Below are 15554 nucleotides of genomic sequence, written 5' to 3' on the forward strand. Positions count from 1 at the left end.
ATAACAGAATATATTTCAAAGCAAAGCCTCAATTGATGAGGCTTTGCTGTTTTCACTTAGTCGTGAAAAATCTATCTGGTCAAAAAATTCGCATCTTATAGACTAAAGTCGCATGATTTTCTGCGACAACAGGAGTATAAATTAAATAAATATAGTTCCATCTCCCATTTCGACAAAATATATTGATTTAAACTTTTCCCAAAGAGTTTAAATGGATATGTTTTGCATTCATTCCTTGGAGAATGATGTGTCAAACTCATCTGAGCCAGTTGTTCCTGAACAATTGGATAGAAAAACTCGTGTCAAATCTATCCTCGGCGGATCTGCCGGCAACCTCGTTGAATGGTACGACTGGTATGTCTACGCTGCCTTTACCCTTTACTTTGCACCGCAATTTTTCCCTGACGGTGACAATACTGTAAAACTCTTACAAGCAGCTGCAGTCTTTGCACTCGGTTTCTTAATGCGTCCAATCGGCGCATGGGTCATGGGTATTTATGCGGACCGTAAAGGTCGTAAAGCAGGTTTGACGCTGTCTGTATCGTTGATGTGTGTCGGCTCACTGATGATCGCATGTGCACCAACCTACGATTCTGTAGGGATGCTCGCACCCGCTATTCTACTTTTAGCGCGTTTACTCCAAGGCTTAAGTGTCGGCGGTGAATATGGCTCTAGTGCGACCTATTTGACTGAAATGGCAGGTAAAAACCATCGTGGTTTCTTCTCAAGTTTCCAATATGTCACACTGATTTCAGGTCAGCTATTGGCACTTTGCGTTTTAATTATCTTGCAACGCAATTTCTCAGAACAAGCTTTAACTGAATGGGGCTGGCGTGTTCCCTTCTTTATCGGTGCTTTGCTCGCTATTGTGGTGTTCTGGATTCGTCGCGGTTTAGTTGAAACTCAATCCTCTAAAGAAGCTCAAGAACAAGCTAAAAATGGTGGTCCAAAATCAGGTGCTTTAGCGTTATTTACCAAATACCCTAAACAAGCCTTCACGGTGATCATGTTGACTGCCGGTGGTACTTTAGCGTTCAACACTTTTACCACATATTTACAAAAATATTTGGTCAACACGTCTGGCTTTGAAAAAACCACAGCAACTGAAATTACCACTGCTGCAATTTTCATTTTCATGCTTTTACAACCTGCTGTCGGTGCGCTTTCAGACAAAATTGGTCGTAAGCCAATTATGATCGCCTTTGGTGTGCTTGGTGTGCTGTTTACCATTCCTATTTTCAATGGTATCGGTTCAACTACCAGCCCAACCACAGCATTTATGCTTTGCATGAGCGGTATGGTAATTGTAACTGGTTATACTGCGATTAATGCCGTAGTAAAAGCAGAGTTGTTCCCTGCACACATCCGTGCCCTAGGTGTTGCATTGCCTTATGCCATTGCAAATACACTCTTTGGTGGTACCGCAGAACTTGTAGCTTTGAGCTTCAAAAATGCAGGCCATGAAAACTACTTCTTCTACTACATTACATTCATGATTGGTTTATCTTTAATTACCTATGTCTTCATGAAAGATACTAAAAAACATAGCATGATCACTGACGATTAATTCGCTCAGCCCTGCTATTCCACTTAAGCTCATCAAAGCCTATTTTGATGAGCTTTTTTTATATCAATTTCCATCTACTCATCGTTTCGGCTGCATCAAAGATTTAATCAAACTTCTTTGGCTTTCTTTGTTTTCGCCATCGAGTCGACAGACGGACTATGGCATACTGAGCATACAAATACACACGGCGAATGAATGATGAAAAATATTTACAAAGTTTTAAGTTTGGGTATTGTTGCAATGTCGATGGCTGCTTGCCAAAGCACTCCACGTGCTTTTAATGGTCAAACGGGCTTTCAAATAGAGTCCAAATCTGCAGATAGCGCAACACTTGCATATACTTTAGCGGGTCGCCAAAACCAACAACTGGATGCCAATAAATTACAACGTGCTTGCCAAAAAGTATTAAATACGCAAAAGACCTATAAATTACAAATCTTAAGCGTGAACGAAATTGCAAATCCTGCTTTGGAAAATACCCAGTACGGCCGTCAAATTGGTAATACACGTGCGAACTTCGGTCTATCAAATACTCCTGATCTACGTAACTCTGAAAACTTAGGTGCACGTGATGCACTCGATGCTCGCCCTGCAACCTTACGTGTGGTTCGCTATACCTGTTCTTAATAAAATATGTTATTCAAAAGACAAAAAAAGACGCTTTGAGCGTCTTTTTTTATGAGTTCAATAATTATAGCGTTTTATAAAAACTCACATTTCGAAACTCAGGTGATTCATCCAAATCAGGCCATGTCGTCGCGCTTCGTTCATCGAGTTTTTCATATTTAGGATGACTAAAGTTTTTCACACGACTGTCTGCCACCCACACTTCTGGAGCAAACTTTAAAAATTCATCCAAAAAGAAACGGTTGCATTGGTCATATAGCACGTCGGCAGCCAATAAAATATCGACTTGTTCGGCTTTATACAGATCGTCCAAATATTCGAGCTCGACATTATTCAGCTCTGCATTGGCACGGCAGGCATCTAGGCTCACTTGGTCGATGTCACAGCAGATCACGCGTTTCGCCCCTGCCATTTTCGCGGCAATCGCCACCACGCCTGAACCTGCACCAAAGTCCAACACCACTTTATCTTTGACATGATGCGGCTCTGCCAACAACCACTGCGCCATTGCAAGCCCTGAAGCCCAACAAAAGATCCAATACGGCGTATCATTCCATATACGACGAATGACTTCATCATCCAATTTATCGGTTGGAAATACCGGTGGGATCAACCATAAAGAAATGGGGGTTTCAGGCAACTGTTGTGCATGTAATTCACAATGCGGAATGACTTCATGCAGTGCTTTCAGTAAATGTTCAGGGGCTTTGGGGAATTGGAAAGTACAGCTCATATTAAGCCTTGGAGATGATTTTATTTGAATTTATAAACGTATTAGATATGCGACATCGTCATCTGCTGCTGTGCGAGACAGACCTTAATCGAATGAACACTGTTTCTGCGATACCATTAATCAAAAGACTGATTCTGTCGAGTTCAGCAGATGACAAATGGTTTTGGTTACTTTTGCCGAAACAAAAGTAACATACGAGCTTCTTACATTTTAGTCACAACGGTAAGACTCCGTTGTGACTTTAATATCTTTTTATTAAAAGATTAACCCAACGCTTTTTCAGCAGCTTCAACAGTTTGACGAATCAACGTTGTAATGGTCATAGGACCTACACCACCGGGTACTGGTGTATAAGCAGAAGCAATTTCTTCGATACCCACCAATTGGATATCACCTACACCGCCGCCATCACGTGGATGAAAGCCAGCATCAACAACCACTGCACCTGGTTTGATCCAATCTTTTTGAATCAATTCAGCTTTACCTACCGCACCTACAATAATGTCAGCTTGTTTAACAAAGTCAGCTAAGTTTTGAGTACGTGAGTGGCAAGTGGTCACTGTTGCATTCGCTTCAAGTAGCATCGCAGACATTGGTTTACCCAAAATTGCAGAACGACCCACAACAACCGCGTGTTTCCCTGCGATTTCAATATTGTTTTCTTTTAGAATGGTCATGATACCTGCAGGAGTCGCAGAACCATATGCTGCTTCACCCATTGCCATACGACCAAAACCTAAGCAAGTTACGCCATCTACGTCTTTTTCAAGAGAGATCGCATCGAAACATGCACGCTCATCAATTTGAGCAGGTACTGGGTGTTGTAACAAAATACCGTGAACATCTGGGTTTGCATTTAATTTTTCAATTTCAGCAAGTAATTGTTCAGTTGTGGTTTCTTTAGGAAGCTCAACTTTTAATGAATCCATACCAACACGGCGGCAAGCATTCCCTTTCATACGTACATAAGTTGCAGATGCACCATCGTCACCTACCAAAATAGTCGCAAGAATTGGGGTACGACCAGTTTTCTCTTTTAGCGCTTCTACGCGAGTCAACAAGTCAGCTTCAATTTTCTTCGCCAATGCACGACCATCTAAAACTAATGCCACGGCACTTCTCCAAGTGATGATATGAATCAATTTTGCACATAATACATGATTATTTTAAATTTTTTACCTTGTGTGCTGCTTTTATGCTCATACAGATGAATCTGCTATTGTTTTTTTTTCAGAGCTTGCTAATATACGCATCAACAAGACATGGCGGGGTGGCAGAGTGGTCATGCAGCGGACTGCAACTCCGTGTACGCCGGTTCGATTCCGACCTCCGCCTCCAATCTTGTTAAGCCCGAGTGGTGAAATCGGTAGACACAGGGGATTTAAAATCCCCCGCCCACAAAGCGTGCCAGTTCGAGTCTGGCCTCGGGCACCATTCTTCTACTACTGAAGATGGTGTAATAAAGAACCCAGCGATAAGCTGGTTTTTTATGCCTAAAATTTAACACACCAATAAAAAAAGAGGGACATTGCCCTCTTTAATTATTTTAAAACACCCTGCAAATACATCGCGTTTTAAAAATAATCCTTTAGATCACTTCAACCACAATCTTGCCCACATGCTCGCCTGTATCCATGGCTGCATGTGCTTCTTGAATTTGATCAAACTTAAATGTTTTGTAAATCATTGGCAGGCATTCACCTTTAGACCATAACGGAACAACATTTTCCCGAATGCCTTTGGCAATCTCTGCCTTTTCTTCAGTATTACGCGCACGCATGGTTGAGCCTGTAATCGTCAAACGCTTCATCATGATTTGACCCAGTTTTACTTCTTTGGCTTTTGCACCGCCTAAAAATGCGATATAGACCAAACGACCATCACGACGTAATAGATTGAGGTTCTGCGCCAAATACGGTGCGCCAACGATATCTAAAATAACATCTACACCTTGCTCATTGGTCGCTTCATTAATCACTTGCTCAAAGTCTTGAGTCTTGTAGTTAATCGCATGCGTGATATCAGAGATCGCTGCCACTTTTTCATCTGAACCGACTGTTGCAAAGGTTTTCATGCCTAAGGCATTACACAGCATGATTGCCGTGGTTCCAATACCACTGGTTCCACCATGTATCAGCACCGTTTCACCTGCTTTGGCTTTGCCCATTTGGAATACATTGGCCCATACGGTAAAGAATGTTTCAGGAATCGCTGCTGCTTGAGTAAAGCTTACACCTTCAGGAATACGAATGGTTTGGCTTTCAGGCACCACGCAATATTCTGCATAACCGCCGCCATTGGTCAGACCGCAGACTTTATCACCCACCTTAAACAAAGTGACATCAGTACCTACAGCAACCACTTCGCCTGCAACCTCTAAACCCGGTACTGGCGTCACCCCTTTCGGCATTGGGTATAAGCCTTGACGCTGCAAAATATCCGGACGGTTGATGCCAAAGGCATGCACTTTTACCAACACTTCATCCGCTTTCGCTTCTGGGATGGCAACACTTTCATAGGCCAGTTTATCGACACCGCCCGGTTCAGTAATAATGACCTGCTGCATGCTTTGCTGTGACATTGTTTTTCCTTTTCAATTATTGACTATTCATCTATCTCTGCACTATTTGAACATAGAAATGCCGCTGAATGAATAAACATGGACTTATGTATAATCTGTACTGTATTTCGTAAATGAATAATAGGCCGAGCATGTCTCAGATCGTTGAATACAATGAAGATAACGCCAGCGACTATGAATGGTTTGATGGTTTTGCCGTGATTCGTTTCTATGCAGACTGGTGCGCGCCCTGTATGCAGAACTTCCCTGTATTTGAGCAGTGCGCAAAGCAAATGTCCGCGCAGCATACACAGCTCAAATTTGGCAAGGTAAATATTGATTCCTCACCGATACTAACCTTGCGTTATAAGGTTTATGGACTGCCTTCAACCTTGCTGTTTTATCGCGGACAAGTGATTCAACGTATTGCAGGTGTCAAATTACTCTCTGAATTAACAACCATCATTCAAAGCGCTATGCGGACACACTCAGACAATGACTAAGCAAATTTCCTAACTGTTATTTGGAAGTCGGTTCATTCGGTAGGCGTACAAACTTCATTAATGTATTACGCACCAAAGGCAAGACCACCAAAATGAGCGGAAAGGCCATCATCCACGATAGGCTCCATGCGCGCAGCCAAATGCCAAGAAAGCCTTCAACTAAGCCTTTATTCATCAGCATATTAAAGCAGGAAATTGAACCGCTCATAATGCCGGACAAGATTAAGGGCATCAGCCAAGTCATGTGTTTGGGATGAAATTTTGGGAGTTGATTCATCTGTAAATACCTATTATTCGTCGCGGGCTGCGTTCTGGGCTTTTACGGTTTGTTTCAGTGTTTTCATAAACTGGCCGAAATGCGGCATGAAATCTTTAAATAAAGGATGGTCTTTATTTTCCAACAAGGTTTCACCAAACAGTTTCAGACCCACAGCAAAGGCTTTGGTTTTTTCATCATCTAACAATTGCGCTTTGGTCAAATGCTCTAGCACCTTAAACATGTCATCATGGTTGTAAGCATTAAACTGCAAGGCTTCTGTATAGGTCGATGGATTGCCCTGCGCATCGGCAATGTGTTTGAGCGTTATTTCATATTGATGCTGTTTCATTGTGTCACCTCCATACGGCTGATTTCGACGGCCGCCTGATCGATTTTTTCTGCAATGGCATACACCTGTTCAGGTGTCAGTTCACAGTGCTGAATTTTGATGCGCAGTGATGCTTTTAAGTTTTCCATCGCACGTTTGATGTCGACGTATTGTTCATTGTTATGAATCTGCTTACGGGTATCAAAACGACACAGAATTTTCTCTACTGTGGCTTTTTCTGCCTCTAAATGCACTAAGCCTGACTGTGTGACGCTGTATTGTTTACGGTCTTCGGCATTTAGTTCTGCATGGATGTATTGCTGTTCTTCTAGGTAATTCAGCGTTGGGTAAATTGTCCCTGTGCTTGGACTGTAACCGCCGCCTACGATTGCGCCGACATCTTTAATAATATCGTAGCTGAACTTAGGCGCTTGGGAGATGAGATGCAGTACCAATAGTTTCATGTGCCCTGCTTCAAACAGGCGTTTGCGGGTTTTGACTGGACTATCGCTACTGTCGAGAAGGTCTGAATTTGACATCGCAAAGATACACCTTAAGATTAATTAAGATATATCTTATCAGTTTGAGATTTTAAGTTCAATATTACGAAACTACTGGCTCTCTTTCTACATACTGTGCTTTTATCAAATGAATGAATCCTAAAAATGTTAAAAAGTTCCTAGAATCCGCAAAATAGTTTGGATATGCCTGCTTTATACCATCCACAGCATTACTCGATACCAACGCAACAATCCAATTACTTCCTTCCTGTATTGTGGATTCTAATAATGTGTAATACTCAGAAGCTTTTTCTGCTTCCTCCTTTTTAAAGTAATCACATTGAATACTTTTAGTATTTGTATTTAATCTAACTAATATATATCCATCAGGACAATTTTCTAACCGTTCTGATTGGTCCATAATATTGATAGATCTAGCAAAAGAATTAAGGAGTTGTGGTACCTGTAGTTTTTTTGATATGTATTTAATTTCTGCAACTTCTCGCAATAGTTTTTCATCTTTAAAAACATATAAAATATATTCCCTCATTAAATCTTTTTCATTTTTGATTCCATATCCTGGTAAGGACTCAATAATTGCTAACTGATTTGAAACTAACATAAAAAATCTTTGCCAGGACATACGCCCTTGATTAGTTTTCAGGTTTTGCTTAGTAAATAAATCAACAATTTCTAATGTCGTTGCCCAAGTATGTTGCATCTGCGTTCTGAGTTGTAATTCTATATTTCTATTTTCTTTTTCGTCATTTAAAAACTTTCCAACTAAATGAACACCCCTATAACCGTCAGGCTTAGGATTTTTTAAATAATCTTTTTTCCTTAACTTATTTTCATTGTTATAAAATCTCTTATCACTTTGAATTTGCTTCAATATTTTTTGCAATTTTTTAGAACTAGAAACAACTACACGAACTCCCCCAATGTCCTGCATATTTTTAAGCATCATATTATCAAAACGAGATAATTTTTTGATTATGGAATTACTACGCTTCAACCTTTTTGCCAAGAATGCAGATTTATCAAATTTTACTGTCGCCTCTTTCAATAAAACTTCCGCACTATTCATTGAACTTTCGTGGCTATACCGCCAATATGTCAAAACATCCATCGTTGCCCTAAATAGTATCGGGTTTTCTTTAAGCAATGGATTCTGTAGATCATTTCCCGCCTGAGTAATTCTTTTACCTGTATATTTCATATTAATTAGTGATCAATTTTTTAGCATGTTATCAAAAAATCTGTAACTCATTAATATTTTTTATTTTTGCTATCCTCTACCTTTATATTCTCTCACCATCCGATCACTCACATCTTCAGGATAACAAAGTGGCGCATATCCACCTGCGCGATTATATGCACTGCGCTTACCACACCGACTACCATTACTTGCAGTATTGTAAGGACAAGGACAATTACCAGGATAATTCTCAATTGATTGCTGAATAATCTTCTGCTTAATTTTTTCAGTACTTTGACTACTCTGTTTTGCATCAACACTAAAAGTTAATACACATAACCCCATTAAAAATAATATTTTTTTCATAAACACCCCTCTATAAGAGCATTTTATAGAGAAAACATTTATGTGAATCATCACACATAATCCAAGTGTTTTATTTATCAGCAATTAAATTCAAGACAATAAAAAAACCCGCCATTAGGCGGATCTTTTTTAAATCAACTCAATCTATTACAGACGAACCAACTCAACAATTTTCTCAGCAACTTCTTCAGCAGTCTCAACTGTGTAAGTTACGTCAGTGCCTTCAGCAGCATCAGTAATCACAACCACACCAGTTTCACGAACTAGAGCAACTTGCTCCGCGCTTAAACCAGTTTTCGCAATCGCAACCACACCTTGTTGAATCAACAAGCTTTCAATCGCTTGCGCATTTTCAAGGGCTTTTGCAGTCACAGTTACCGCAGCAGGTTTTTGACCTAAACGTGCAGCACGCGCTTCAGCAGTTAAAGGCTCGTTGTGTGCAGTCCATTCAACCGCAGATTCAACCATACCCGCACCAACAGTCACGTTGCTTAAACGGTCAATAAAGATGAATGAACCTGTGTAACGACTGTCTTGGTAACGGTCAAATACCACTGGCGCATCAAACTCAATCGTTACATCTGCAATCGCATTCAATTCAAGCTGTTCAACTTCCGTTTTTTCCAGTGTGTTCACATTGGTACGATAGTTAATTTTCGCAACTTTCGCAGGAATAGTTTGTGTACCAAACTTCACGTTATACAGCTTGCCAACTACTAAAGGCGCATCTGTCATCCATACCACAGAGGCACGTGCAGAACGTGAAATTAACGGCTGTTCGCCCGCTTTTACCAACACGTTACCACGTGAAATATCAATTTCATCGTTCAGTGTTAAAGTTACCGCTTGACCTGCAACAGCATGGTCTAAGTTACCGTCAAAAGTCACGATTTCTTTAACAGTCGAAGACTTACCAGATGGTAATGCAGTAATGGTATCGCCAACTTTTACTTCACCAAGTGCAATCGTACCGCAGAAGCCACGGAAATCGAGGTTCGGACGGTTGACATATTGAACAGGAAAACGGAATTCGTGCTTGCTCGTATCATGCGAAATTTCAACAGTTTCCAAAGTCTCCATTAAAGTCTGACCTTTGTACCACGGCGTATTTGGCGATTTGTTTACAACGTTATCACCATTCAACGCAGAAATAGGCGTGAAGATAATGTTCGCAGGTTTACGGTCGCCCAATTGGTTTACGAACTCGTTGTACTCCGCTTGAATTTCATTGAAGCGCGCTTCAGAGAATTCAACCAAGTCCATTTTGTTCACTGCAACCACGATATTACGAATACCCAAAAGACTCGCAATAAATGAGTGACGACGAGTCTGGGTTTGAACGCCATAACGCGCATCAATCAAGATGATCGCTAAATCCGCAGTAGACGCACCCGTTGCCATGTTACGTGTGTACTGCTCATGCCCCGGGGTGTCAGCAATAATGAACTTACGTTTTTCAGTAGAGAAATAACGGTAAGCCACGTCAATGGTAATACCTTGTTCACGCTCTGCTTGTAGACCATCGACAAGTAAAGCCAAGTCAGGCGCATCACCCGTTGTACCTACTTTTTTAGAGTCACGAGTCACCGCTTGCAATTGATCTTCATAAATCAATTTTGAATCGTAAAGCAAACGGCCGATTAAAGTCGATTTACCGTCATCTACGTTACCGCAAGTCAGGAAACGTAGAAGGTCTTTATTTTCGTGTTGTTTTAAATACGCCAAGATGTCTTGGCTAATTAAATCTGATTGATGAGACATTGCTCAAAGCTCCACATATTCTTTTGAAATCGGTTTCTGAATCTTTTTAATCCCTCTAAATCTCCCTTTAAGAAAGGGAGACTTTGCTCCGTTCTTTCTCGGGAGTTCCCCCTCTTTAGTAAAGAGGGGGAGCAGCACTGCTGCGCAAGGGGAGAGATTTTTAGAAGTAACCTTCCTGCTTTTTCTTTTCCATCGAACCTGCTTCGTCATGGTCGATCATACGACCTTGACGTTCAGATGTGGTGGCTAAAAGCATCTCTTGGATAATTTCCGGTAAAGTTGTTGCAGTTGATTCAACCGCACCTGTAAGTGGGTAACAACCTAAAGTACGGAAACGCACCGATTTCATTTGTGGCACTTCACCTTCGTTCAAACGCATACGCTCATCATCAACCATGATCAGAGTACCGTTACGCTCAACCACTGGACGTTCAGCAGCCAAATACAAAGGAACCAATTTAATATTTTCAAGGTAGATGTATTGCCAAATATCCAACTCAGTCCAGTTAGACAATGGGAACACACGAATACTTTCACCTTTGTTCACTTTACCGTTGTAAAGATTCCAAAGTTCAGGACGTTGGTTTTTAGGGTCCCAACGGTGTTTAGTATCACGGAATGAGTAAACACGCTCTTTAGCACGAGATTTCTCTTCGTCACGGCGCGCACCACCGAAAGCCGCATCAAACTGATATTTATCAAGTGCTTGTTTTAAGCCTTGAGTTTTCATGATATCAGTATATTTTGAGCTCCCGTAATCGAACGGATTCACGCCTGCATCTTTACCTTCTTTGTTTTGATGCACGATCAAATCAAAGCCATGCTCTTTTGCCATGTTGTCACGGAAAGTAATCATGTCTTTAAATTTCCAACCCGTGTCTACATGCAGTAGTGGGAATGGAAGTTTGGCAGGATAGAATGCTTTTAAAGCAAGATGCAGCATGACCGCTGAATCTTTACCGATTGAATACAGCATGACTGGGTTTTCGAACTCAGCAGCAACTTCACGGATAATATGAATACTCTCAGCTTCAAGCTGTTTAAGATGAGTAAGTCTTTCCTCATTTAATGACATGGACAACACCAGCTTAGAATATGTGTACTTATTACACTTTTAAAGATATATATACATTATAGTGATTAAGCTTTCATAACGATTGCTTGTTTTGTGATATTGATATTCTTATTCGTCATATACAAATTGTCTGATACTGCTTATCAATTTTAATTAATTTAATACGATAGACTTATCAATTTCATTATTATTCTAGTCCGAGATCCCTAAGTTTACGCAATTTTTTATCAATTAACTAATCGCTAAATCCTCTAAACAATCGGTATTCAAACTCGCTCAAATTACCTAAAGTAGCTATATCACTCTCCAATAGTTATTGATATGCCATATAGTCACTATACGCTTGAAACCTTAAAGTCGCTGATTGAAGCAGCAGGTCTTGCTGGCTATATTTATCAGCATTCTTCACACATGCTTGTGCTCCAAGAAGCCTTAAATGATGACGGCAGCCCGCTGAATAACTTTATCCAACATGAGCTGAGTGCTGACCAAATTGGCCTTCAGTTCGGCCTACGACTTTTGGACAATAAACTCGAATTTTTGATTGGGGTGACTCACAGTAACCAAGATCGCGGCTACGAAATTGGCGCTGGCAATTTAAAGGCCGATCAACGCGCATTTAATCTGCTCTATGCTTTTTATAATTTTCCCAAAGCATTTCACTTAATCCATTTCCCGCTCGCAGCCAATAGCACCCAGTTAGAAGAAGAGATCGAAAAGCAATTGTTTCAACTTGAAAGCATGGACTTTTTAGACACTGCGATTAAAACCAATCCGATGGGCGAACAAGTGAAATGGATGAAAACCTTTATTGTTCAAGCGGCTTTAGATATGAAAGTACGCATTCAAACTTCATTGTTATAAAAACGGTTAAAGCCACCTTAAAATAGCTCTATTGAACACCAGTTCAAATCTCCATATGACATCGAAAGTCACGGTAAAACTCTCAGCACTGCCGTGACGGTTATAAATTTACATTTCCTAACATTGTTTTCTGTGCCTTTTAACAAGCCATTTCTCTCCGTTAAGCACGACCACTTATATATCTGCAATTAGACTGAAAATTTGATTGATCCCAATGACTTAAATCTTAAATGGGTAAAGCAGAAATACTATTAACTTTAGATTTAGATAATCCTGACTTAATTGATCACCTATTTTTAAAGAAAAACTTAGTAATAGCTCACATAAAAGCCGACTTTTTGTTAATCTGATCTGTAATTTTTTTACACAATTTCGACAGATAATGTTATTTTATTTACTGAAAAAAATTCGGCCAGAATTATTTTTTTTTGATTTTTTATAAGCATAAATATAGAGATAAATATAATGTGGGAATTGTTTACTCACCCGTCTAATATCGTGTTTAGCATCAGTCTCTGCTTAATGTTCTTGTTTGGACTTTTTGAGATTGTGTTAACAATTTTAGGGGGTGGTTCTCAAGGCTTCTTAGATCAATTCCTACCTGAGGATGTTGGTCATAATGCAGAGCTAGGTGTAGATGCCGATGCAGGTATCGTGACACGTGTGCTCGATTGGTTGTATTTAGGTCGTATTCCGCTGTTTGTATGGCTCATCATTTTCTTATGTGTCTATAGTTTATTGGGCTTTACTATTCAAGCCGTCGTTAACCAAATGACCAGTATGATGTTCAGTGCATGGATTATTGCACCTGCATGTATTTTTCTGTGCATGCCCTTCGTACGTTTTAGCGCAATGCTTATTGCCCGTATTTTACCGCAAGATGAAACAACCGCTATTTATAGTGATGAATTGATCGGTAGAACGGCCACGATCATTTTGGGTAATGCACGACCGCAGTCCCCTGCTCAAGCCAAAGTCAAAGATCAACACGGATTGACCCATTATATTTTGGTTGAACCAGAACAAGATGAAATTTTCAGCCAAGGTCAATCAGTGGTTTTAACCCAAAAAACAAATGTAGGCTTTCAAGCCACCATGCTCTAAATTTTTAATGAATTGATGCTCGATCAGTTCTTTTAACACCATATAAATACATTTAACGCGTCATACGTTCAGCAAATCTCGAAGTCATGATGAGTCAACAAAATACTGATTTTTAAACCAAACTTGTTAGCACTTTAGAGGGTTAACTTGAACTACAACAAAAGAGATAAACGTCCATGTTAGACATTATTCCAAGCGGTATCCTTGTTTCAGTCGGGATAATTTTTGCCGCACTTATTTTTATTGGTTTTATTATTGCTCGACTTTATCGTCGCTCAAGTAAAGAGATTTCATTTGTGCGTACAGGCTTCGGCGGTGAAAAAGTGATTTTAGGTGGCGGTGCCATTGTGCTTCCGGTGCTGCATGAAATTATTCCAGTCAATATGAACACCCTACGTCTTGAAGTACGCCGTGCAGATGACCAAGCGCTGATTACACGTGACCGTATGCGTGTCGACGTGATGGCGGAGTTCTATGTCCGTGTGAAACCAACCGCAGATTCGATTGCTACTGCAGCACAAACATTAGGTCAAAAGACCATGTCACCAAATGAGCTTAAAAATTTGGTTGAAGGTAAATTTGTTGACTCTCTACGTGCAGTTGCCGCAGAAATGGCGATGGAAGAGTTGCATGAAAAACGTGTCGACTTCGTTCAAAAAGTTCAGCAAGTGGTGTCTGAAGATTTACATAAAAACGGTTTGGAACTTGAAACCGTTTCATTAACTGGTTTAGACCAAACAGGCTTTAAATACTTTAACCCACAAAATGCGTTCGATGCTGAAGGTTTAACTAAACTGACAGAAACCATTGAAGACCGTCGTCGTAAACGTAATGCGATTGAACAAGATGCAGATCTTGCAATTAAGACCAAGAACTTAGAAGCAGAACAAGCACGTCTACAAATTTTGCGTGAAGAAGAATATGCAAAACTGCAACAAGAACGTGAAATTTCAATCCGTCGTGCAGAACAGCTTGCAGAAATTGCATCACAAGAAGCTGCTAAAAAACGTGAAGCCGAAGAAGCGCGTATTGCTGCTGAACGTGAAGTTGACTTAAAGCGTATTACTGCTGCACGTGACGTTGAAAATCAAAATATTCAAAAGTCACAAATTATTCAGCAAGCCCAAGTGGAACAAAAGAAAACCATTGAACTTGCTGAGCAAGACCGTGCCATTGCCATTGCTGAAAAATCTCGTGCCGAATCTGAAGCTAAAGCACATGCCGATCAAGCACGTGCTCAAGCGGTAAAAGCCGAAGAAGAAGTAATTACCGTTCGTCAGATCCAACAAGCTGAACGTCAAAAAGCTGTCGAATTAGTCTCTGCGAAAGAAAAAGCGGAGAAAGATGCGATTGCCATTACTGTCGCGGCTGAAGCGGGTAAACAAGCAGCCGCAGATGATGCAGAAGCGATTCGTATTGCAGCTGAAGCCGAAGCTGAAAAAGTTCGCTTAAAAGCCAAAGGTGAAGCTGACGCAAAAGTTCTGTTGGCTCAAGCGATGGAAAAACAATACCAAGTTGATGCTGAAGGTACACGTGCAGTGAACGAAGCAAACAACGTATTGTCATCTGAACAGGTTGAAATGCAAATTCGTTTAGCGATGCTGAAATACTTACCAGAAATCATTCGCGAAAGTGTTAAACCAATGGAAAACATTGATGACATTAAGATTTTGCAAGTAAATGGTCTAAATGGTGGTCATGCAGGTTCTTGCCAAGGTGATGCTCACCACGAAGGTAGTGGTAATGTTGCCTTATCAGACCAAGTGGTGAATAGCGCCTTACGCTACCGCAGCCAGGCCCCACTAATTGATAGCTTGATGAGTGAGCTTGGTATCCAAGGTGGCGATATTAACGGTTTAACTCAGAGCTTAAACAAAAAAGCTGGTTAATTCGTTATACTCGCTAAGAAAAACCGCAGTTTAATCCTGCGGTTTTTTTTATTGAGATCATCGACAAGGAAGACTTACGAGAGCTTAAAAAAATTCGTTCAGTACCAAATCATGACTTTAAAATGACGGAATACTGGATCACAACAAAGTGCAAACCGAATCACACTTTTAAGAATAACCCTTCCCCTGCAATCTTGCTACAATCTTCAAATTCATCATA

General features: G+C 40.5%; 16 protein-coding genes and 2 tRNA genes. 8 read left to right on the forward strand and 10 right to left on the reverse strand.

Annotated elements, in window-relative coordinates:
* Nucleotides 1-247 precede the first annotated feature (247 nt).
* Together LXF01_RS11815 and LXF01_RS11820 are read left to right on the forward strand one after the other, a co-directional pair.
* Nucleotides 248-1567, forward strand: a complete 1320-nt coding sequence (locus LXF01_RS11815; RefSeq protein WP_078190125.1) for an MFS transporter — start codon at nt 248-250, stop codon at nt 1565-1567.
* A gap of 198 nt (nt 1568-1765) precedes the next feature.
* Nucleotides 1766-2194 carry a hypothetical protein gene (locus LXF01_RS11820; protein ID WP_078193296.1) on the forward strand — a complete coding sequence of 143 codons (429 nt, stop codon included), beginning with the start codon at nt 1766-1768 and terminating at the stop codon, nt 2192-2194.
* Nucleotides 2195-2258: 64 nt separating this feature from the next.
* Here LXF01_RS11820 and LXF01_RS11825 read toward each other — a convergent pair whose 3' ends face one another.
* Both LXF01_RS11825 and folD read right to left on the reverse strand, forming a co-directional pair.
* Nucleotides 2259-2927 carry a class I SAM-dependent methyltransferase gene (locus LXF01_RS11825; protein WP_078189884.1) on the reverse strand — a complete coding sequence of 223 codons (669 nt, stop codon included), beginning with the start codon at nt 2925-2927 and terminating at the stop codon, nt 2259-2261.
* A 263-nt stretch (nt 2928-3190) separates the two neighbouring features.
* Nucleotides 3191-4039, reverse strand: a complete 849-nt coding sequence (gene folD / locus LXF01_RS11830) for a bifunctional methylenetetrahydrofolate dehydrogenase/methenyltetrahydrofolate cyclohydrolase FolD (protein ID WP_078189885.1) — start codon at nt 4037-4039, stop codon at nt 3191-3193.
* 152 nt (nt 4040-4191) lie between these two features.
* Here folD and LXF01_RS11835 point away from each other — a divergent pair.
* Nucleotides 4192-4265, forward strand: a tRNA-Cys gene (locus LXF01_RS11835).
* 10 nt (nt 4266-4275) lie between these two features.
* A tRNA-Leu gene (locus tag LXF01_RS11840) sits at nt 4276-4361 on the forward strand.
* 154 nt (nt 4362-4515) lie between these two features.
* On the opposite strand, the gene LXF01_RS11845 is transcribed toward LXF01_RS11840, so the two are convergent.
* The gene (locus tag LXF01_RS11845; RefSeq protein ID WP_233944405.1) at nt 4516-5508 is read right to left on the reverse strand and encodes an NAD(P)H-quinone oxidoreductase; all 993 of its coding nucleotides are present in this window, start codon (nt 5506-5508) and stop codon (nt 4516-4518) included.
* Between the two features lie 131 nt (nt 5509-5639).
* Here LXF01_RS11845 and LXF01_RS11850 point away from each other — a divergent pair, with 131 nt between their 5' ends.
* Nucleotides 5640-5990: a thioredoxin family protein gene (locus LXF01_RS11850; RefSeq protein WP_233944406.1), complete on the forward strand. Its 351-nt coding sequence runs from the start codon at nt 5640-5642 to the stop codon at nt 5988-5990.
* A 16-nt stretch (nt 5991-6006) separates the two neighbouring features.
* Here the strand turns inward: LXF01_RS11850 and LXF01_RS11855 are convergent, their stop codons facing one another.
* From LXF01_RS11855 to cysD, 7 genes are all read right to left on the reverse strand, one after another.
* A complete protein-coding gene (locus LXF01_RS11855; RefSeq protein WP_233944407.1) occupies nt 6007-6267 on the reverse strand; it encodes a DUF2798 domain-containing protein in 261 nt (86 codons plus the stop codon).
* Between the two features lie 13 nt (nt 6268-6280).
* Nucleotides 6281-6598, reverse strand: a complete 318-nt coding sequence (locus LXF01_RS11860) for a DUF3861 domain-containing protein (protein ID WP_233944408.1) — start codon at nt 6596-6598, stop codon at nt 6281-6283.
* Nucleotides 6595-7116, reverse strand: a complete 522-nt coding sequence (locus tag LXF01_RS11865) for a PadR family transcriptional regulator (protein ID WP_233944409.1) — start codon at nt 7114-7116, stop codon at nt 6595-6597. Before LXF01_RS11865 ends, LXF01_RS11860 begins: the two co-directional genes overlap by 4 nt.
* 64 nt (nt 7117-7180) lie before the next feature.
* Nucleotides 7181-8296, reverse strand: a complete 1116-nt coding sequence (locus LXF01_RS11870) for a RelA/SpoT domain-containing protein (RefSeq protein ID WP_233944410.1) — start codon at nt 8294-8296, stop codon at nt 7181-7183.
* A 69-nt stretch (nt 8297-8365) separates the two neighbouring features.
* Nucleotides 8366-8641: a hypothetical protein gene (locus tag LXF01_RS11875; RefSeq protein ID WP_233944411.1), complete on the reverse strand. Its 276-nt coding sequence runs from the start codon at nt 8639-8641 to the stop codon at nt 8366-8368.
* Between the two features lie 147 nt (nt 8642-8788).
* Nucleotides 8789-10402: a sulfate adenylyltransferase subunit CysN gene (gene cysN, locus LXF01_RS11880; RefSeq protein ID WP_233944412.1), complete on the reverse strand. Its 1614-nt coding sequence runs from the start codon at nt 10400-10402 to the stop codon at nt 8789-8791.
* A gap of 160 nt (nt 10403-10562) precedes the next feature.
* Nucleotides 10563-11477: a sulfate adenylyltransferase subunit CysD gene (cysD, locus tag LXF01_RS11885; protein WP_078189893.1), complete on the reverse strand. Its 915-nt coding sequence runs from the start codon at nt 11475-11477 to the stop codon at nt 10563-10565.
* 321 nt (nt 11478-11798) lie between these two features.
* Between cysD and LXF01_RS11890 the strand changes: the two genes are divergently transcribed.
* The 3 genes from LXF01_RS11890 (at nt 11799) to LXF01_RS11900 (ending at nt 15334) form a co-directional block, all read left to right on the forward strand.
* The gene (locus LXF01_RS11890; RefSeq protein WP_180085130.1) at nt 11799-12341 is read left to right on the forward strand and encodes a hypothetical protein; all 543 of its coding nucleotides are present in this window, start codon (nt 11799-11801) and stop codon (nt 12339-12341) included.
* Nucleotides 12342-12806: 465 nt separating this feature from the next.
* A complete protein-coding gene (locus LXF01_RS11895) occupies nt 12807-13445 on the forward strand; it encodes a YqiJ family protein (RefSeq protein WP_180079067.1) in 639 nt (212 codons plus the stop codon).
* Nucleotides 13446-13621: 176 nt separating this feature from the next.
* Nucleotides 13622-15334, forward strand: coding sequence for a flotillin family protein (locus LXF01_RS11900; RefSeq protein WP_180024120.1), 1713 nt, complete (start codon nt 13622-13624; stop codon nt 15332-15334).
* Nucleotides 15335-15554: the final 220 nt, after the last annotated feature.

The sequence above is a fragment of the Acinetobacter sp. SH20PTE14 genome (assembly GCF_021391555.1).
GTDB classification, from domain to species: Bacteria; Pseudomonadota; Gammaproteobacteria; order Pseudomonadales; family Moraxellaceae; genus Acinetobacter; species Acinetobacter amyesii.